General features: G+C 59.9%; 25 protein-coding genes. 16 read left to right on the top strand and 9 right to left on the bottom strand.

Annotated features, from left to right (window positions below; all coding sequences use genetic code 11):
* Nucleotides 1–68: 68 nt before the first annotated feature.
* On the bottom strand, nt 69–1,241 hold the full coding sequence (locus OO25_RS17970) for a MalY/PatB family protein (RefSeq protein WP_040181739.1): 1,173 nt from the start codon (nt 1,239–1,241) through the stop codon (nt 69–71).
* 97 nt (nt 1,242–1,338) lie between these two features.
* Here OO25_RS17970 and def (OO25_RS17965) point away from each other — a divergent pair, with 97 nt between their 5' ends.
* The 5 genes from def (OO25_RS17965) (at nt 1,339) to OO25_RS17945 (ending at nt 4,158) form a co-directional block, all read left to right on the top strand.
* Entirely contained in the window at nt 1,339–1,857 is a 519-nt protein-coding gene (gene def / locus OO25_RS17965; protein ID WP_040176010.1) for a peptide deformylase, read from the top strand.
* Nucleotides 1,858–1,929: 72 nt separating this feature from the next.
* Entirely contained in the window at nt 1,930–2,439 is a 510-nt protein-coding gene (gene def / locus OO25_RS17960) for a peptide deformylase (protein WP_040181736.1), read from the top strand.
* On the top strand, nt 2,436–2,933 hold the full coding sequence (gene def / locus OO25_RS17955) for a peptide deformylase (protein ID WP_040176014.1): 498 nt from the start codon (nt 2,436–2,438) through the stop codon (nt 2,931–2,933). The genes def (OO25_RS17960) and def (OO25_RS17955) overlap by 4 nt, the downstream gene beginning before the upstream one ends.
* Before the next feature lie 69 nt (nt 2,934–3,002).
* A complete protein-coding gene (gene fmt / locus OO25_RS17950; protein ID WP_040181734.1) occupies nt 3,003–3,908 on the top strand; it encodes a methionyl-tRNA formyltransferase in 906 nt (301 codons plus the stop codon).
* A 13-nt stretch (nt 3,909–3,921) separates the two neighbouring features.
* Nucleotides 3,922–4,158 carry a hypothetical protein gene (locus tag OO25_RS17945; RefSeq protein WP_040181732.1) on the top strand — a complete coding sequence of 79 codons (237 nt, stop codon included), beginning with the start codon at nt 3,922–3,924 and terminating at the stop codon, nt 4,156–4,158.
* Nucleotides 4,159–4,175: 17 nt separating this feature from the next.
* Here OO25_RS17945 and OO25_RS17940 read toward each other — a convergent pair whose 3' ends face one another.
* The 7 genes from OO25_RS17940 to OO25_RS17910 form a co-directional block, all read right to left on the bottom strand.
* Nucleotides 4,176–4,799: a trimeric intracellular cation channel family protein gene (locus OO25_RS17940; RefSeq protein ID WP_040176019.1), complete on the bottom strand. Its 624-nt coding sequence runs from the start codon at nt 4,797–4,799 to the stop codon at nt 4,176–4,178.
* Nucleotides 4,796–5,263, bottom strand: a complete 468-nt coding sequence (gene rnhA, locus OO25_RS17935; protein ID WP_024095768.1) for a ribonuclease HI — start codon at nt 5,261–5,263, stop codon at nt 4,796–4,798. The genes OO25_RS17940 and rnhA overlap by 4 nt, the downstream gene beginning before the upstream one ends.
* Complete coding sequence (locus OO25_RS17930) at nt 5,256–5,855, bottom strand: bifunctional 2-polyprenyl-6-hydroxyphenol methylase/3-demethylubiquinol 3-O-methyltransferase UbiG (protein WP_040181730.1); 600 nt, start codon at nt 5,853–5,855, stop codon at nt 5,256–5,258. The genes rnhA and OO25_RS17930 overlap by 8 nt, the downstream gene beginning before the upstream one ends.
* Nucleotides 5,852–6,304, bottom strand: a complete 453-nt coding sequence (locus OO25_RS17925) for a DUF3429 domain-containing protein (protein ID WP_040176023.1) — start codon at nt 6,302–6,304, stop codon at nt 5,852–5,854. Before OO25_RS17925 ends, OO25_RS17930 begins: the two co-directional genes overlap by 4 nt.
* The gene (locus OO25_RS17920; RefSeq protein ID WP_040181729.1) at nt 6,301–6,918 is read right to left on the bottom strand and encodes a LysE family translocator; all 618 of its coding nucleotides are present in this window, start codon (nt 6,916–6,918) and stop codon (nt 6,301–6,303) included. The genes OO25_RS17925 and OO25_RS17920 overlap by 4 nt, the downstream gene beginning before the upstream one ends.
* A 121-nt stretch (nt 6,919–7,039) precedes the next feature.
* Entirely contained in the window at nt 7,040–7,990 is a 951-nt protein-coding gene (gene ispH, locus OO25_RS17915; protein ID WP_040176027.1) for a 4-hydroxy-3-methylbut-2-enyl diphosphate reductase, read from the bottom strand.
* Nucleotides 7,991–8,175: 185 nt separating this feature from the next.
* Nucleotides 8,176–8,745, bottom strand: a complete 570-nt coding sequence (locus tag OO25_RS17910) for an NYN domain-containing protein (RefSeq protein ID WP_014876066.1) — start codon at nt 8,743–8,745, stop codon at nt 8,176–8,178.
* A gap of 139 nt (nt 8,746–8,884) precedes the next feature.
* Between OO25_RS17910 and folK the strand changes: the two genes are divergently transcribed.
* The 11 genes from folK to recO all read left to right on the top strand — a co-directional run bounded on the left by folK (nt 8,885) and on the right by recO (nt 17,661).
* Complete coding sequence (gene folK / locus OO25_RS17905; RefSeq protein WP_040181728.1) at nt 8,885–9,454, top strand: 2-amino-4-hydroxy-6-hydroxymethyldihydropteridine diphosphokinase; 570 nt, start codon at nt 8,885–8,887, stop codon at nt 9,452–9,454.
* Between the two features lie 92 nt (nt 9,455–9,546).
* Entirely contained in the window at nt 9,547–9,900 is a 354-nt protein-coding gene (gene rpoZ, locus OO25_RS17900) for a DNA-directed RNA polymerase subunit omega (protein WP_014876064.1), read from the top strand.
* Nucleotides 9,901–9,940: 40 nt separating this feature from the next.
* A complete protein-coding gene (locus OO25_RS17895; RefSeq protein WP_040176031.1) occupies nt 9,941–12,073 on the top strand; it encodes a bifunctional (p)ppGpp synthetase/guanosine-3',5'-bis(diphosphate) 3'-pyrophosphohydrolase in 2,133 nt (710 codons plus the stop codon).
* 33 nt (nt 12,074–12,106) lie between these two features.
* Nucleotides 12,107–12,760, top strand: coding sequence for a DUF2062 domain-containing protein (locus OO25_RS17890; RefSeq protein ID WP_040176032.1), 654 nt, complete (start codon nt 12,107–12,109; stop codon nt 12,758–12,760).
* 99 nt (nt 12,761–12,859) lie between these two features.
* On the top strand, nt 12,860–13,621 hold the full coding sequence (locus OO25_RS17885) for a pyridoxine 5'-phosphate synthase (protein ID WP_040176034.1): 762 nt from the start codon (nt 12,860–12,862) through the stop codon (nt 13,619–13,621).
* A gap of 59 nt (nt 13,622–13,680) precedes the next feature.
* Nucleotides 13,681–14,112, top strand: coding sequence for a holo-ACP synthase (acpS, locus tag OO25_RS17880; protein WP_040176077.1), 432 nt, complete (start codon nt 13,681–13,683; stop codon nt 14,110–14,112).
* Nucleotides 14,113–14,175: 63 nt separating this feature from the next.
* Nucleotides 14,176–15,012: a signal peptidase I gene (gene lepB / locus OO25_RS17875; protein ID WP_040176035.1), complete on the top strand. Its 837-nt coding sequence runs from the start codon at nt 14,176–14,178 to the stop codon at nt 15,010–15,012.
* On the top strand, nt 15,009–15,695 hold the full coding sequence (gene rnc, locus OO25_RS17870) for a ribonuclease III (protein WP_040181726.1): 687 nt from the start codon (nt 15,009–15,011) through the stop codon (nt 15,693–15,695). The genes lepB and rnc overlap by 4 nt, the downstream gene beginning before the upstream one ends.
* On the top strand, nt 15,692–16,597 hold the full coding sequence (gene era, locus OO25_RS17865; protein WP_040176039.1) for a GTPase Era: 906 nt from the start codon (nt 15,692–15,694) through the stop codon (nt 16,595–16,597). Before rnc ends, era begins: the two co-directional genes overlap by 4 nt.
* A 6-nt stretch (nt 16,598–16,603) precedes the next feature.
* Nucleotides 16,604–16,933, top strand: coding sequence for a DUF1491 family protein (locus OO25_RS17860; RefSeq protein WP_040181724.1), 330 nt, complete (start codon nt 16,604–16,606; stop codon nt 16,931–16,933).
* A 2-nt stretch (nt 16,934–16,935) separates the two neighbouring features.
* Nucleotides 16,936–17,661, top strand: a complete 726-nt coding sequence (gene recO / locus OO25_RS17855; protein ID WP_040176041.1) for a DNA repair protein RecO — start codon at nt 16,936–16,938, stop codon at nt 17,659–17,661.
* Here recO and OO25_RS17850 read toward each other — a convergent pair.
* On the bottom strand, nt 17,645–18,049 hold the full coding sequence (locus OO25_RS17850; protein WP_040176043.1) for an META domain-containing protein: 405 nt from the start codon (nt 18,047–18,049) through the stop codon (nt 17,645–17,647). The two genes, recO and OO25_RS17850, sit on opposite strands and share 17 nt — an antisense overlap.
* Nucleotides 18,050–18,071: the final 22 nt, after the last annotated feature.

The raw sequence follows: 18,071 nt of genomic DNA, 5'->3' as shown, positions 1-18,071 counted from the left end.
TTCTACTTTGCGTTTCTACTCGGCGTTTTGGTCTGACGTGGGCCGGGCCTTTGCCAACCGCAACGCTGCTATTGCAGGTCGGAGAACGCGTCGCGCAGCCGTTCGCAAGCCTCTTCCACCCGCGCGCGTTGCGTGCCGAGGTTGAAGCGCAGGAAAGTGTCGCCACCAGTGCCAAAACTCGGACCGTGATTGGCGGCAATCTTGGCGCTCTGTTCTACCCGCGCCGTAAATTCCTCGCGGCTCATGCCGGTGCCAGAGAAATCGACCCAGGCGAGATAGGTCGCCTCCAGACGGGTGGAGCGTAGACCCGGAATCTCATTCACGGCAGCATCGAAGAGCTGGCGATTGCCATCAAGGTAGGGCACCAGCTCATCCACCCAGGCGGCGCCTTCGGGAGAATAGGCTGCTGCCGTTGCCCATTGGCCAGGGGAATTCGGCGAGAGGGCCAGCGCCAGCATCCGGCGAGAGAATTGCGCACGCAGATCGGGATCCGGAATGATGACCTGACCGGTGTGCATGCCTGCAAAGTTGAAGGTTTTGGACGGCGCGGTCAGCATGAGCAGGCGGTCAGTGATATCCGGCGCCGCGTTCTGCATCGGGATATGTGTGGCACCATCAAAGACCAGATCGTGATGAATTTCGTCCGACAGCAGGATCAGATCGTGCCGTTTGGCAAAATCCGCAACGCCGCGCAGCTCTTCCTCGGTCCAGACACGGCCAACCGGATTATGCGGCGAGCAGAGGATGACCATTTTCTCGGTGCCCGTCATCTGTGCGTCATAAGCCGCGAAATCCATCTCATACCGTCCGTCGTTGACGGTCAGCTCGCATTCCACAACCTCGCGCCCCGCATTGCGGATGACCTTGGCAAAGGCGTGATAGACCGGTGTGAAGAGCACGATCCCGTCGCCCGGTTGTGTGTAGGTGTCCAAGCACATGCCGACGCCGTTCACCAAGCCTGTGGTGGTGAAAATCGCCTCCGGATCGACCGACCATCCGTGGCGGTTCTGCATCCACCAGCATATCGCGGATTTGTAGGGGCGGTCGCAATTTACGTATCCATAGACGCCGTGGTCTGCCATCTCGCGCATCTTGTCGGTCACCACCGATGGAACTGCGAAATCCATATCCGCAACCCACATCGACAGGCCCTCGTCGCGCGGCACATTGTAGAGATCCTCCATCATGTCCCACTTGATGCAATGTGTGTTCCGGCGGTCAATGATCTTGTCAAAATCCATGTCTGAACTCCCGTTGTTCCCGGGCGAAGCTAACGGCAATCCAGCCACGCGCAAGGGGGGCGTTGCAGGGCGGGCGTCAATGGCCTAAATCAGCGGCATGAAACGTCCGATCCTGATCCACCCTGATCCCCGCCTCAAGAAGGTTTGTGCAGCCGTACCGGATATGTCCGATGCGTTGCGTAGGCTGGCCGATGACATGTTGGAAACCATGTACGCTGCGCCGGGTATTGGGCTTGCTGCGCCGCAGATCGGGGTGCTGGATCGGCTGATCGTGCTCGATTGCGTCAAGGAAGAGGACGGTCCGGCGCGCCCGCTGGTCATGTTCAACCCCGAAGTCGTGGCGTCTTCGGACGAGGCGAACGTCTATGAGGAAGGGTGCCTGTCGATTCCCGACCAATATGCCGAGGTGACCCGCCCCAAGGTGGTTGAGGTCGAATGGATGGATCGCGATGGCAATGCTCAGCGGGAGACATTCGACGGGCTTTGGGCCACCTGTGTCCAGCATGAGATCGACCATCTGAATGGCAAGCTGTTCATTGACTACCTGAAACCGCTGAAGCGGCAGATGATCACCCGGAAGATGCAGAAACTGAAACGTGAGCGTGGCCGCGGCTGACAGCGCAGCGGCCCGTTATGAGGCTGAGCGTGGGTCAAAATTTGGTGCGTGTTCTCGGGAAAGGTGAACGAAATGGCAGTTCTCCCTATCAGGGCTTGGCCCGATCCGGTGCTGAGCGCCCCGGCAGCCCCAGTCGCCGCACCGCGAGACGTCGAAACGCTTGCCCGCGATATGCTCGATACCATGTATGCCGCACCGGGGCGTGGGCTGGCTGCGCCACAGGTTGGCGTATTGGCACGGCTGTTCGTGATGGACACCACCTGGAAAGAAGGTGCGCGCGACCCGCTTGTCTGCATCAACCCGGACATTGTCGCGCTGTCGGAGGAGATGGCCACAATGTCTGAGGGCTGTTTGTCGATCAAAGGTGTCAGCCTTGATGTCACGCGCCCGGCCTGGGTCGATCTGGCCTGGACTGATTTGCAAGGGGTCCGCCATCAACGCCGGTTTGAGGGATTCGCCGCCGCCTGCGTGCAACATGAATATGATCACCTTGAGGGGCGCGTGACCTTCGACAGGGTGTCCCCCACGGCACGTGCTGCTGCTGTCGCCACCTATGAAACTTATCTGGAGACAACCCGATGACTGTGCGCCCTTGCCTGCCTTGGCCTGACAAACATCTGCGCAGCCGCGCCGAGGAGGTCAGCGAAATCACCGATGAAACGCTCGCCCTCTGGCAGGACATGATCGACACAATGGAGGCGATGCCCGGCGTCGGTCTGGCCGCCAATCAGATCGGTGTGTTGCAGCGGCTTGCGGTGGTGGATGGGTCCAGCGAGCGCGGGCGGGCAGTCCGTCTGGCCAATCCTGAAATCCTGCATGCCTCGGTCGCGCTGCGTGAGCATGAGGAAGCCAGTCCGAACCTGCCCGGCGTCGCGGCCAAGATCAAACGCCCCCGTGCGGTCACTGTGCGCTACATGGATGAAACCGGTGCCACGGTTGAGCGGGATTTCGTTGGGATTGAAGCCACCAGCGTGCAACACCAGATCGATCACCTGAACGGCAAGATGTATTTCGACAAGCTGTCGAAGGTGAAGCGCGATATGTTGATCCGCAAGGCGAAGAAGCTGAGCGGCTGAAAATCAATCGGGGTTTCCCCAAGTTAGAGCCTGTTTCGGGCGGGCAAATTCAGAGTGAAGGGGCGACATATGCGTATTGTTTTTATGGGGACACCAGATTTCTCTGTCCCGGTGCTCAATGCGCTGGTTGAGGCGGGCCATGAGATTGCTGCCGTTTATTGTCAGCCACCTCGCCCGGCAGGGCGCGGCAAGAAGGATCGGCCCACACCGGTTCACGCCCGGGCGGAGGCGCTGGGGCTTGAGGTCCGTCACCCGGTCAGCCTGAAGGAGGCGCAGCAGCAGGCCGAGTTTGCAGCGCTAAACGCCGATGTGGCGGTTGTGGTTGCCTATGGTTTGATCCTGCCGCAGGCCGTGCTGGACGCGCCACGTCAAGGGTGCCTCAACATCCATGCAAGCCTTTTGCCGCGCTGGCGTGGGGCGGCGCCGATCCACCGTGCGATCATGGCGGGGGATGCGCAGACCGGGGTTTGTATCATGCAGATGGAGGCCGGGTTGGACACCGGGCCAGTTCTGATGCGCGAGGCGACAGATATCGGCGCAGAGGAAACCACGGCTGAGTTACATGACCGCCTGTCCGAAATGGGTGCGAACCTGATCGTGCGGGCGTTGACACAATTGCCGGGGCTAACACCAGAGGTGCAGCCGGACGATGGTGTGACCTACGCCCACAAGATCGACAAGGCGGAGGCCCGGGTGGATTGGACCCGCCCGGCGAGCGAGGTTGATCAGCAGATCCGCGGGCTATCCCCATTTCCCGGTGCCTGGTGCGAGATTGACGGCCAGCGCGTGAAACTTCTGGCGTCACGTGTTGTCGATGGTGCCGGGGCGGCGGGCAAAGTTCTGGATGACACCTTGCGGGTCGCCTGCGGTGAGGGCGCGGTTGAGCTGCTGAAGTTGCAGCGCGCGGGCAAGGGTGCACAGGCGCGAGAGATCTTTTTGCGCGGCTTTTCTGTCACTGCTGGCACACAGCTTTAAGGGGGGGCAGGTGATGTTTCTAGCTCTTTTCGGCAGCGTGGTGATTGCTGGGATTGTTGGCTACCTTGCGGAGAAAACTGGCTTCACCCAGAACGGCTATCTGTCTTCCATCATCATCTGTGTCAGCGGCGCGTTCCTGTTTCATTTTGCGGTTATCATGTTCGGAATAGGATTTCGGGCGCCGGGATGGAACGCAATCGCTGCCTCAATCGGTGCGCTGATCATAGTGCCGTTTCATTGGCGCCGCTAAGGGGCTGAGAGGCGGGATCAGCTACGTGGCGGGCGCGAGCGATAGACCGGCAGATGCCAACCAAAGGTGATGGAACCTGCCCGCAGAACCCAACACACCACTGCACAGGCCACCAAGGCCCAGCGGGTCGGCAGGCCAAAGGCGATGCTGATCACGGCGGTGATCGCGCCAGCCATCGCGCAGGAAATATAAAGCTCCCCCTGCTTCAAAACCAGCGGCACCTCATTGCAGACCACATCCCGCATGAGCCCACCCAGCGTGCCGGTTGCCATGCCCATCAGCACCACGATCACGGGCGGCTGTTCTGTCAGAATGGCCGCGCCGGTACCGGCAGACACCGCCACTGCCAGAGCAAAACTGTCAAGCCAGACAACCCAGCGCAACCGGCTCTCCACCAGATGGGCGGTAAAAAATACCAGCACCGCAGCAGCGGCCGCCAGCAGGATGTTGGTGGAATCCCCGATCCAGAACACCGGATGCCGATCCAGCAGGAGATCCCGCACCGTGCCCCCGCCGACAGCGGTCAGACAGGCCACGAAGGCAAAGCCAACGATATCCAGCTGCGCCCGACTGGCCACCAGCGCGCCAGAGGCGGCGAAGACCAGAACGGAGGCGTAGTCCAGAAGGGTGAGGATGGTCATGCTTTGGCTTTGCCGGGTTTGAAGGGGGCCATGCCTGCGCGCGCCAGCTCATCAGCGCGTTCGTTCTCGGGGTGGCCTGCGTGGCCCTTGACCCATTCCCACGTGACATCATGCCGACGCTGAGCCTCGTCAAGTCGCTGCCACAGCTCGACGTTTTTCACCGGTTTCTTGGAGGCGGTTTTCCAACCGTTGCGCTTCCAGCCGTGAATCCACCCGGTAACACCGTTCTTCACATATGCGGAATCGGTGACAACCGTCAGCGTCGACGGTCGCGCCAGGCTTTCAAGCGCGTTGATTGCCGCCAGCAGTTCCATCCGGTTATTGGTGGTTTCGGCCTCGCCGCCGCTCAGCTCCTTTTCCTTGACGATGGTCTCGCCATCCATTGCCCGCAGCAACACACCCCATCCGCCGGGGCCGGGGTTGCCGGAGCACGCACCATCGGTGTAGGCGAACAGCTCAGCCATGACAGGCCACCGAAATCCAGCGTGCCATTGCCCCGTCCAATCCGGCGCTTTCGCCTGTGGTGCTGTTGGTGGGTGTGAAGCCGGCTGAGCGCAGCAGATCCTTCAATTCGTCGTCCTCATAATAGGTGTAGAGCCGCCCAATGGCGTCCCGGGCCTCGCCCTTACCGAGCTTCAGCGCAATGTAAAAGGGGCCACCGGATCGCAATGTCCGCCGGATGGCGCGCAGATGGCGGGGAAAGTCGGCGCGCGGGGCATGCAGCAGGCTGAAATTGGCCCAGACACCATCGTAGATGTCGATGCCGGAGAGGTCATCAAAGCTGGCGAGCTGGGTCTGAACTCCGGGGAGCTGATCCGCCAGCGCGATCATTTCAGCCGAAGCATCCATCGCCAGGGGCCGCAGGCCGGCGGATGCCATAACTGCGCTGGACGTGCCCGGACCGCAGCCCAGATCCAACACCTGACCACCGGGCAGACAAGCGGCGATGAACTCCCCAAGACGTGGATCCTGCCGCAAGTGGATCTCGTTGCGGTCTGCATACTCCGCAGCCTTGCTGTTGTAGATTTCCAGTGTCGTGCGGTCCGGTTCGCTCATAGGTACACGCCTACGGCCAGGCTGGCGATCACGATAGATGTGAGCAGCAGTCGCAGTTGCATCCACCATGATGGCGTCAGACGCCAGACGGAAAAAGCATAATCCAGCAGCAACAGCCCGGCGAAGCCGTAGATCAGATTGATGCCCGCACTGGTTGGACCACCGCCTGTCATAAAGAATGCCCAGAGTGCGGGCAGCACCGACAGCGCATAGCCCGTTGTCGCCCGCATTCCAGATGTCTTGGTCGCAAATCCCCACAGCACACCGGACATGAAGCTGAGGATTACGGAGCCGTAGAACAGCTGCACATAGGGGCCGACAAACCGCGGGCCAAGATGACTGGCCCCCCAGGCCTGTAGGGACGGGGACTGCGTCGTCAGCGCCCCCCAAACAAAAGGTATCACCCCGGCGAGACCCAGGATCAGTGGTGCGGGCGGGATCCGACTCATGCGCGCTCCATCGCAAGCCTTGCTGCCAAAGCGGCAAACAGACCGGCAAAGCTGCGGTTGAACCATTTCACCACGATGTCGGATCCCAGGATCAGGTTGCGGGCTTGGGCTGCGAACAGGCCATAGAGAACAAAAACCGCAAAGGTCATCGCCATGAAGATAAGTCCAAGGATCACCATTTCCTGCGTTGCGGTCTCAGGCGTGCCCGAGAGGAAGGGGGGAAGAAGAGCCAGAAAAAACACCGAGAGCTTCGGGTTGAGAATGTTGATCATTGCCCCGCGCTTGGCAATTTTCACGCCCCGGTCTCGCGCTGTGGGCGCATTGGACAGCGACAGGGCACCATCCGCCTTCAGCATCTGCCACGCGAGATAGAGAAGATAGAGAACGCCAGCAATCTTCACGGCTTGGAACAACAGTGCCGATGTGTGCAGAACCGCAGCCAAACCTAATGTGGCGGCCGCAAGATGGGGCAGGATGCCAAAGGTGCAGCCAATTGCGGCCCAGATTGCGGCGCGCCGTCCCTGACCAAGGCCAAGCGCCAGCGTGTAGAGCACCCCTGTTCCAGGTGCGAGGACAACGACAAATGCGGTGATCAGAAATTGCAGTGAAATCAATCGACCAACTCCTTGGGCAGACAATATAGCTCTGGCCAAGGGTAATCGGCTATTGATCAGTTGCAAGGCAAAGAAACCCTGCAGACATGTAAAGCGGCTGCAGGGGCAAGTTGCGATTGCGTCAGGCGGGTTCGCGCAGAACCCGGGGAACCTTGAACTCGACCCGCTCAATTGCGGTTTCGACCAACTCAACGGTGACCTCGAACCGCTCTTTGAAGGCGTCGATCACCTCATTCACCAGCAATTCAGGGGCTGAGGCTCCGGCAGTGATGGCCACCGAGGAAATCCCTTCAAGTGCGCGCCAGTCGATGTTTTCGGCGCGCTGCACCAGCTGTGCATATTGGCAGCCAGCCTTTGCGCCGACTTCGACAAGACGGCGGGAGTTCGACGAATTCGGCGCGCCGACCACCAGCAGGGCATCTGCCTTGGGGGCGACTTCCTTGACCGCTTCCTGACGGTTGGTGGTGGCGTAGCAGATATCTTCCTTGTGCGGCCCGACGATATTGGGGAAGCGTGCCTGCAGCGCTGCGACAATATCCTTGGTGTCATCCACTGACAGGGTCGTCTGGGTGACATAGGCCAGATTGTCGGGGTCACGTACCGCCACGGTGGCCACATCATCCGGCGTTTCAACCAACAGCACTTCTCCATCGGGCAGCTGCCCCATAGTGCCGATAGTCTCCGGATGGCCCTTGTGACCAATCATGATCATCTGGAGGCCGTTTTCAGCATGACGCTGGGCCTCTATGTGGACCTTTGAAACCAGCGGGCATGTCGCATCGACATAGATCATCTGGCGCCGATCAGCTTCTGCTGGGATAGACTTCGGCACACCATGGGCGGAGAAGATCACCGGACGGTCATCGGGGCATTCGTCCAGTTCCTCGACAAAAACGGCGCCCTTATCCCGCAGCCCATCGACCACATATTTGTTGTGGACGATCTCATGGCGCACATAGACCGGCGCCCCCCATTTCTCGAGCGCCATTTCAACGATTTTGATGGCCCGGTCGACACCGGCACAGAAACCGCGTGGTGCGGCTAGATATAGCGTCAGGGGTGGCTTGGTCATCGCGGTCTCCTTACGGCTCAGAGCTAGGACTTTCTGTCGGCAAGGTCCAGTGCTGCACAACGGACTTGTGCTGCTGATGCGTCAAATGGCGCGCGCTGCGCAAACGAAAGCCCGCAGCCAGTGGGGAGCACTGCTGCGGGCTATGTCTGCCATGTCCGAAGCGCGTCGTCGGCACCAGATTGATATCAGCCGCTTGCGGCCGACACCGAACGCGGATCGCTTTGTTCGCGGGGGGGGCGACCAATCACGTCCTTCAACTCTTCCAATTCGATGAAATTGTCGGCCTGGCGGCGCAACTCGTCCGAGATCATCGGTGGCTGGCTGCGAATGGTAGAGACCACGGATACCCGTACGCCCTGCCGCTGCAAACTGGCGATCAGAGGGCGAAAATCGCCATCACCGGAAAACAGCACGATATGATCGACGCGCGGCGCCAGTTCCATGGCATCGACCGTCAGTTCGATATCCATATTCCCCTTCACCTTTCGGCGGCCCATGCTGTCGGTGTATTCCTTGGCCGGTTTGGTCACCATGGTGAAGCCGTTGTAATGCAGCCAGTCCACCAAAGGCCGGATGGGAGAGTACTCATCATTTTCCAGCAGGGCTGTGTAGTAAAAGGCGCGCAGAAGTTTGCCCCGGCGCATAAATTCCTGCCTGAGCAACTTGTAATCGATGTCAAACCCCAGCGCCTTTGCGGCGGCATAAAGGTTCGAGCCATCGATGAACAGCGCAAGCCGTTCGTCCTTGTAAAACATCAAATATGTCCTTCCGGTAGGTCCGTCCCAGCAGTGAGGTTCCGTGAGTGAATGCTGAAATACGCTAAAACGGGTGGACTTAATGTAGGTTATTTGACATTTGCCGCAAGTGTGTCGGGATTAAGAAACGAGGGCAAAAATGACCGAAATCCGGTCAGAGGCGCTTATTGCCATGGGGGGGAACCTGCCTATCGGCGAGCAGTCGGTGGTCCATACCCTCATAGGGGCTGTTGAGCAGTTGTCCGAATCAGACATCCGGCTGACGGCGGTGTCGCGGTTCTATCGTACGCCTTGTTTTCCGGCCGGGTCCGACCCTGACTATGTGAACGCGGCGATTGCCATACGCACTAATCTGTCGCCGCGTGCCTTACTGGATCTGTTGCATCAGGTTGAGGCAGACTTTGCCCGCCGCCGTGTGCAGCGCTGGGGGATGCGGACGCTTGATCTGGACCTGATCGCCTATGATGATCTGATCTGTCCCGATGTGGCCACCTTCGAACGTTGGAAAGATCTGCCGCTTGATCAGCAAATGCAGGAGGCGCCGGGTCAGATGCTGATACCGCACCCACGGCTTCAGGATCGCGGCTTTGTTCTCGTCCCGTTGCGGGATATCGCACCGGATTGGCGGCACCCGATTCTCGGTCAGACGGTCCGTGAGCTCTGCGCTGCGCTGCCAATGTCGGATTTGAGTGAGATTTCCCCGGTCTGAGCCGCCAATGCGCCCCATTCGGCGCTTGTCAAGAGAAAGCTTTGGTTTTAGAAGTCACCCTTCTGGACTTATTTTGATTTGGAGAGTCGCCTATGGCCCGCGTGACGGTTGAAGACTGCGTAGACAAGGTTCCCAACCGCTTTGAGCTGGTGATGCTCGCCGCGCACCGCGCGCGTGAGATTTCGGCTGGCGCCGCGCTGACGGTTGAACGGGACAACGACAAAAACCCTGTCGTATCCCTGCGTGAAATCGCTGACGAAACCCAGAGCGCCGACTCTCTGCGCGAGCGTCTGATCGAAAGCAATCAGACCCAGATCGAAGTGGATGAGCCGGAAGATGATTCCATGGCCCTGCTGATGGGTGCGGAGAATGACAAACCCGCCACCGATGACATGTCGGAAGAGAAACTGCTGCGTGCGCTGATGGAGGCGCAAGGGCAGGGCTGAGACGTCGCAAGACATAGTGAGCTGAGGCTGCGGACCGGAAATGATTTCACCAGAAGACCTGATTGCTCTGGTCCGCAACTACAATCCCCGGACCAATGCGGACAGGATCGCCGATGCATATGCGTTCGGTGAGCAGATGCACGATGGGCAGTTTCGCCATTCGGGCGAACCCTATTTCACCCATCCCGTAGCAGTCGCGGCCATCCTGACCGAACAGCGGCTGGATGATGCCACCATCATCACCGCCCTGCTGCACGACACCATCGAAGATACCAAAGCCTCCTACGACGAAATCTCCACGCGGTTCGGGGATGAGGTGGCAATGCTGGTTGATGGTGTGACCAAGCTGACAAACCTGCAGCTGTCCAGCCGCGAGACCAAACAGGCCGAGAACTTCCGTAAGCTGTTTATGGCGATGTCGAAAGACCTGCGGGTCATTCTCGTCAAGCTCGCGGACCGTCTGCATAATATGCGGACCATCAAGGCGATGCGCCCGGACAAACAGGCCCAAAAGGCGCGCGAGACCATGGACATCTATGCGCCGCTGGCTGGCCGCATGGGGATGCAATGGATGCGCGAGGAGCTGGAAGATCTGGCCTTTCGTGTGCTCAATCCTGAAGGGCGCCAATCGATTATCCGCCGCTTCGTCACGTTGCAGCGCGAAACAGGTGACGTGATCCACCGCATCACCGGCGACATGCGGGCGGAGCTTGAAAAGACCGGGATTGAAGCCGAAGTATTTGGCCGCGCGAAGAAACCCTATTCCATCTGGCGTAAGATGCAGGAAAAAGATCAGGGCTTTTCGCGGCTCTCTGATATCTACGGGTTCCGCATCATCACGGCGAGCGAGGAAGACTGCTACCGCGCGCTGGGAGCCATCCATCAGCGCTGGCGGGCGGTCCCCGGCCGTTTCAAAGACTATATCAGCCAGCCAAAATCCAACGGGTATCGGTCAATCCACGCGACCGTTTCCGGGCGTGATGGCAAGCGGGTCGAGGTGCAGATCCGCACCCGCCAGATGCATGATGTGGCCGAAACCGGTGTAGCGGCACATTGGTCCTATCGCGATGGTGTGCGGTCCGAGAATCCCTTTGCCGTTGATCCCGCAAAATGGATTGCGTCCCTCACGGAACAGTTCGACGCGGAGGAGGATCACGATGAGTTCCTCGAAGCGGTCAAGCTGGAGATGTATTCGGATCAGGTGTTCTGCTTCACACCCAAGGGGGATGTGATCAAACTGCCCAAAGGGGCGACGCCGATTGATTATGCCTATGCAATCCACACCCGCATCGGGCATGCCTGCGTGGGGGCCAAGGTGGATGCAATCCGCGTGCCGCTCTGGACCCGTTTGCGCAATGGCCAGTCGGTTGAGATCATCACTGCTGAGGGGCAGACCCCGCAGGTGAGTTGGCTGGACATTGCGACCACCGGCAAGGCGCGTACCGCGATCCGCCGCGCCCTGCGTGAAGCGGACCGGGCCAGGTTTGTGAAACTGGGCCATGAGCTGGCGCGCTCCGCCTTTGAACATGTCGGCCGCAAGGCCACGGATAAGGCGCTGGAAACAGCGGCGCGCGCTCTCCGTGTCAGTACGGTGGATGAGTTGCTGGCCCGTCTCGGGGCAGCCGTTCTCACGGCTCATGATGTGGTTCAGGCCGTTTACCCGGAGCTGGCCGCAGACGACAGTGATGAAGTGCCTCCTCGCCGGGCAGTGATTGGTCTTGAGCCGGGGCAGAGCTTTGAGCGTGCGCCCTGTTGCCAGCCCTTGCCGGGCGAGCGGATCATTGGGATCACCTACCGGGGGCGTGGCGTTGTGGTGCATGCCGCAGATTGTGACGCGTTGGGAGAGGTGGAGGACCAGCCCGAACGCTGGGTCGACCTGCATTGGCATAGCGGAACCCACCCGGCGGTCTATGGTGTGACGCTGGAGCTGACCATCGGCAATGACGCCGGTGTGCTGGGACGCATTTGCACATTGATCGGTGAGAAAAAGGCCAATATCTCAGACCTTGAATTTGTCGATCGGAAACCAGACTTTTACCGGCTGATGATTAATGTCGAACTGCGGGATGTGGAGCAGCTGCATTCGCTGATGTTGATGCTGGAAGCCGAGAGCGATGTCGCTGCCGTTGCTCGGTTCCGCGATTTGCCGGAAAGCCGCCCAAAGCTCGGGTAGCCGTTCAGTAGGATTTGGGAAGGACGCGTATCTTTGGTATTCAGGCGCCGTGATAGACGTCCGCCTCTGCGCGCGGTTGCCGATTTTTTGTGGCCACGTGGCGGCTGGGGGCGCGCATTTCACTACGTGAAGCACCGTGTCCGCCGCCTGCCCGATTCGCCGGAGCGGATCGCCCGCGGCGTTTGGGCTGGCGTCTTCACCACATTTACCCCGTTCTACGGCATGCACTTCGTTGTGGCTGCAATCATCGCACGGCTGATGAACGGCAATATCCTGGCGGCGCTCAGCGGAACATTCTTTGGCAATCCGTTGACATATGTGCCGATTGGCGTTGCCTCGCTGCAGACCGGACATTGGATTCTGGGAACCGAATTCGATGCCGACGTGGACAAGTCTCTGGTCGGGAAATTCCTGGCGGCGGGTGATGATCTGTTTGACAATCTGATTGCGCTGGTCACCGATCGCCCGGCGGATTGGCAGGGCCTGACCCTGTTCTACCACGAGGTGTTTTACCCCTATCTTGTCGGTGGCGTTATTCCGGGTATCATTACGGCAACGGTTTGCTATGTGCTCAGCGTGCCGGTGATCCGGGCCTATCAGCAGCGCCGCCGTGCCAAGATCAAGGCGAAGTTCGATATTATCAAGAAACGCGCCTCTCTGGACGCTGAAAGCGACAGTGGCAGCTGAGCCGTCACGCCAAGGCACAATTTGGTGGTTTCCGGGCTTGCCCTTGCCTCCGCAGCGCCTAGTCTCAGGCGAAAGGCACTCTAGTAGGAAATTGAACCCATGGCACAGACGTCCTTGCAAACTGCCGGGCTGCGGCTTGGTGTGAATATCGACCACGTGGCCACCGTGCGCAACGCGCGCGGCGGCTTGGCGCCGGATCCGGTACGGGCGGCCAAACTGGCCGAGGAGGCCGGCGCTGACGGGATCACGGCGCATCTGCGAGAGGATCGTCGCCACATCACCGATGCCGATATCGACGGGCTGATGGACGCCCTGAGCGTGCCATTGAACTTTGAAATGGCGGCAACGGAAGAGATGCAGAAAATCGCTCTGCGACATAAACCCCATGCGGTATGCATCGTGCCGGAAAAACGCGAAGAGCGCACCACCGAGGGGGGGCTGGAAGTGGCCCGCGAGGAGAATAAGCTGGCCCATTATATTGCGCCGCTACGGGAGGCCGGGTGCCGGGTGTCAATCTTCATCGCTGCGGATCAGCGCCAGATTGAGGCCGCCCACCGCATCGGGGCCGAGGTCATTGAGCTGCACACCGGGGCCTATTGCGATGCCCACGCGGAGGGCGATTTTGCCAAACGCGACGCCGAGTTGGCCGCCCTGCGCGAGATGTCGAGCTTTGCGCATTCACTGGGGCTGGAGGTCCACGCCGGACACGGCCTGACATATGATTGTGTACAGCCTATCGCCGCTTTCCCCGAGGTGCGTGAATTGAACATCGGTCATTTCCTTATTGGCGAGTCGATCTTCAGAGGGTTGACCCCAGCCATTGCCGAAATGCGCCGCCTGATGGACGAGGCGCGAGGTTAGCACCTCCTCAGGCCACCATGGCCCTTGCCAGTGTCAGTCAGATCGCCTTTGATCGGGGCATGATCTTGGGTGTAGGCACTGACCTGGCAAATATTGAGCGTATTCAGCGCACTTTGGACCGGTTTGGCGACCGGTTCAAAAACCGTGTTTTCACAAATACCGAACAGCGCAAGGCCGAGCGGCGGATGGATGTTGCGGGCACCTATGCCAAACGCTGGGCTGCAAAGGAGGCCTGTTCCAAGGCGCTTGGTACTGGTCTGCGCATGGGGATCGCTTGGAAAGATATGGCGGTTTCCAACTTGCGCACAGGCCAGCCTGTTATGCATGTTACGGGCTGGGCCGCCGATCGGTTGGCCAGGATGACGCCGCCGGAGCACGAGGCCATCATTCATGTGACATTGACCGACGACCACCCCTGGGCGCAGGCCTTTGTGGTGATTGAGGCGCGTCCCATCGCTCGTGATCCGCTTGCGACGCCGGGCGATGCTTGACTTACCCGGATCGGCCCCGCATGTAGCGCCGGACCCATGTTTACAGTTAGACCGGAGAGCCTGATGACGGCCAAAGCAACAGTCGGAAGTTCGATCCTTGAGACGGTCAAGACCATCGTCTACGCCCTGCTGATTGCAGGTGTGTTCCGCACGCTGTTCTTTCAGCCGTTCTGGATTCCCTCCGGCTCAATGAAGGAAACGCTGCTGATCGGCGACTTTCTGTTCGTAAACAAGATGGCCTATGGCTATTCCTCCGCCTCCTGTCCGAGCCTGAAATTCCCCAGCGTCGGCATCGATATCGACAGCAGTGATATCTGTGGCTTCCTTGATGGGGATAACTCACGGATTTGGGCCGGTGATCCCGAACGCGGTGATGTTGTAGTCTTCCGCCACCCGGTCAACCAGAACGACTTCATCAAGCGGCTGATCGGTCTGCCGGGCGATAAGGTTCAGGTCAAAAACGGGGTGCTGCATATCAACGGCGCTGCTGTTGCGCTGCAGGACGCGGGCGAGTTCGAGGAGCTGATGGCGCCACAGGGGCCCGCCGGGTCCTACCCGCTGTGCGAGAATGCACCGGTGGGTGAAGGCGCGATGTGTAAAAAATCCCGCCAGATCGAAACTTTGCCAGGCGGCAGCCAGCATGTTGTGCTCAATATTGGCAATCAGGGGATGGATCACACCGGGGTCTATCAGGTCCCCGAAGGTCATTATTTCTTCATGGGGGACAACCGCGACAATTCCTCCGACAGCCGTTTGCCGCAATCGGCAGGGGGCGTCGGCTATGTGCCTTATGAAAACCTCATTGGTCGCGCGGATCGTATCATGTTTTCCTCGGCTGGCCGGTCGATGCTGTTCTTCTGGACCTGGCGCGGGGATCGCTTCTTTAAGGGGATCGAGTGAAACTCTCCAAGGATATGCGCGCGTTTGAGACGCGGATCGGCTATAGTTTCTCCCAGCCGGCACTTTTGGTGCGGGCGCTGACGCACGCCTCGGTGTCGTCTCCCAACCGTCAGGACAACCAGCGGCTGGAGTTTCTGGGCGACCGGGTGTTGGGGCTGGTGATGGCCACGGCGCTTCTGGACACCGATAAGGCCGCGACAGAGGGGCAGCTTGCCCCGCGGTTCAATGCGCTGGTGCGCAAGGAAACCTGCGCGGATGTGGCCCGTGATATCGATCTGGGGGCGGTGCTGAAATTGGGCCGCTCCGAGACCATGTCCGGTGGGCGGCGCAAACTGGCGCTTCTGGGCGACGCGATGGAGGCGGTGATTGCCGCCGTCTATAAGGATGGCGGGTTTGAGGCGGCACAGGAGTTGATCCTGCGGCTCTGGGGCAATCGGATCGGTCGGGTTGAGGCGGATGCCCGCGACCCCAAGACCACCTTGCAGGAATTTGCTCAGGCGCGGGGGGAACAGCCCCCGGCCTATGTGCTGGTGGAGCGGAAAGGCCCGGATCATCAGCCGGAATTTACAATTTCCGTGCAGTTGCAGGATGGCACCGAAGGCCGCGCAACTGCTGGATCGAAACGTCAGGCCGAACAGGCCGCTGCCAAATTACTGTTGGCACGATTGGAGCAAGAAAAATGACCACACGCGCCGGCTTTGTTGCCCTGATTGGTGAACCCAACGCAGGCAAATCCACGCTTCTCAACCGCATGGTTGGGGCCAAGGTGTCGATTGTGACCCATAAGGTGCAGACCACTCGCGCCCGCATCCGCGGCGTTGCGATGGAAGGCGAGAGCCAAATCGTGTTTGTCGATACGCCTGGCCTGTTCCAGCCGCGTCGTCGGCTTGACCGCGCGATGGTCGCAGCCGCCTGGGGCGGTGCTGCAGATGCCGATGTTGTCGTGCTGATGGTCGAGGCGCACAGGGGGATCACCGAAGGTGTCGAGCGTATTCTGGAAGGTCTTGAGAATATCGGCGAAGGGCGCAAGATTGCTCTTGCGATTAACAAGATCGACCGCGTTCAATCCGAAGTCCTGCTAGGGCTGACCAAGGAACTGAATGAGCGCTATGCCTTTGCGGATACCTTTATGATTTCCGCGGAAAAGGGGCATGGGGTCGAGCACTTGCGCGGCTGGCTGGCAGAGCAATTGCCGGAGGGGCCGTGGCTTTATCCTGAGGATCAGATTGCCGACCTGCCGATGCGGATGATCGCGGCTGAAATGACCCGTGAGAAACTGACCCTGCGGCTGCATCAGGAACTGCCCTACCAGCTGACCGTAGAAACCGAGAACTGGGAAGAGCGTAAGGATGGGTCCGCCAAAATCGATCAGCTGATTTACGTTATGCGTGACGGTCACAAGGGCATCGTGCTCGGCAAGCGCGGTGAAACCATCAAGGCCGTGAGCCAGGCAGCCCGCGCTGAGCTGGAAGAGTTTCTCGACCGTAAGGTACATCTCTTCCTGCAGGTGAAGGTGCGCCCGAACTGGCTGGAAGAGTCTGAACGTTATTCCGAGATGGGTCTCGATTTCAAAGACGGGAACTGATCCCATATGGCACGGCTGACGGCCAGTTTCTGGGTGCAGGCTTATCTCACCCGTTTGCGGTTGGCCGATATCCCCGCCTTTGTCACCGCGCATGGGGATGACACGGCGGGCGCCGTCTTGATCAAGCTGAACACGTTGGACCGCCGCGCGCAGGCCCTGCATCGCTCTTACGATCTGATGAGCGGGGCGCGAAGCTGGGTGACGCTGGCCGAAGGTGATGAGGCTGAGGTTGACGCCGCCATCGCCAAACAGCGCAGTTTTGATCCTGATCTCTGGGTGATCGAGGTCGAGGATCGCCATGGCCGTCACCTGCTGGATGAACCGGGGCTGGAGTGATCATGGAATGGCGCGACGAGGGCATATTGCTGACGATGCGCCGTCATGGAGAAAGCGCGGCCATTGTCGATGCATTCACTGCCGAACATGGACGTCATGCCGGGATCGTACGCGGCGGCGCAGGGCGCAGGATGGCCCCAGTGTTGCAGCCCGGTGCGCAGCTGGATCTGACCTGGCGTGCCCGGCTTGAAGACCACCTTGGCAGCTATCAGGCTGAATTGATCCGCAGCCGTGCCGCGACTGCCATGTCCAGCCGGTTGGCGCTTGCTGGATTGAACGCGGTGACTGCGTTGCTGGCCTTCTGCCTGCCGGAACGTGAAGCCCATCCAGAGCTTTACGCGCGCAGCACGCAGATCCTGGACCTTCTGGGCCGCGACGATATCTGGCCATTGGCCTATCTGCGTTGGGAGTTGGCTCTTCTGGAAGACATGGGGTTTGGCCTGGATTTCGAGCACTGCGCCGTCACCGGCAGCCGTCTCGATCTGGTCTATGTCTCCCCCAAAAGCGGGCGCGCCGTTTCACGCGCAGGGGCAGGCGAATGGGCTGATCGGATGTTGCCCTTACCGCCAGTGTTGATGGGGCGTGGTGGGGCGGAGAATAGTGAGATTGTGACAGCCCTCACGACGACGGGTTTCTTCCTGCAAAACCGACTGGCGCCATCGCTTGGCAACCATCCGCTGCCGGAGGCCCGCGGGCGGCTCATTGATGTTCTCAGTCGGCAGCCGTGAAAATCATCTCGCGTCCAGCTTGGTTCGACAGGATCATCACCGCGCCTTTGATCTCTACGATCTCCATCGCCTGCAAGGCAGCGAGGACATCGGTTTCTTCCTGCAAGGCGGCGCACACCATACGGGTCGTGGCGAGGTTTTCGACCTCAAACCAGGGATAGGGCGCGGTGAGTTGTCCGGTCACCCGGTTGCAGGGCAACTCACCGGTCAGCGCGCCGGGACGGGGGAAGCTCAGCGTTGTGACTGCTGAGACCGCGTCGCCGTCAACCTCCCGTAGCTGCCATGAGGTACTTTTGCCGCCATATGCCCGCAGTGTTTCATCACCAAGGCAGGCACTGAGGATACCGGCGCAGAGCATTGCAAGTGTCAGAAAATACGTCTGTTTCATGATGGCACGCTAACTTCTGATG

The sequence above is a fragment of the Phaeobacter sp. S60 genome (assembly GCF_000826845.1).
GTDB classification, from domain to species: domain Bacteria; phylum Pseudomonadota; class Alphaproteobacteria; order Rhodobacterales; family Rhodobacteraceae; genus Phaeobacter; species Phaeobacter piscinae.
Note: the sequence above shows the minus strand (reverse complement) of the source record. Positions and strands in the feature narration are given on the sequence as shown.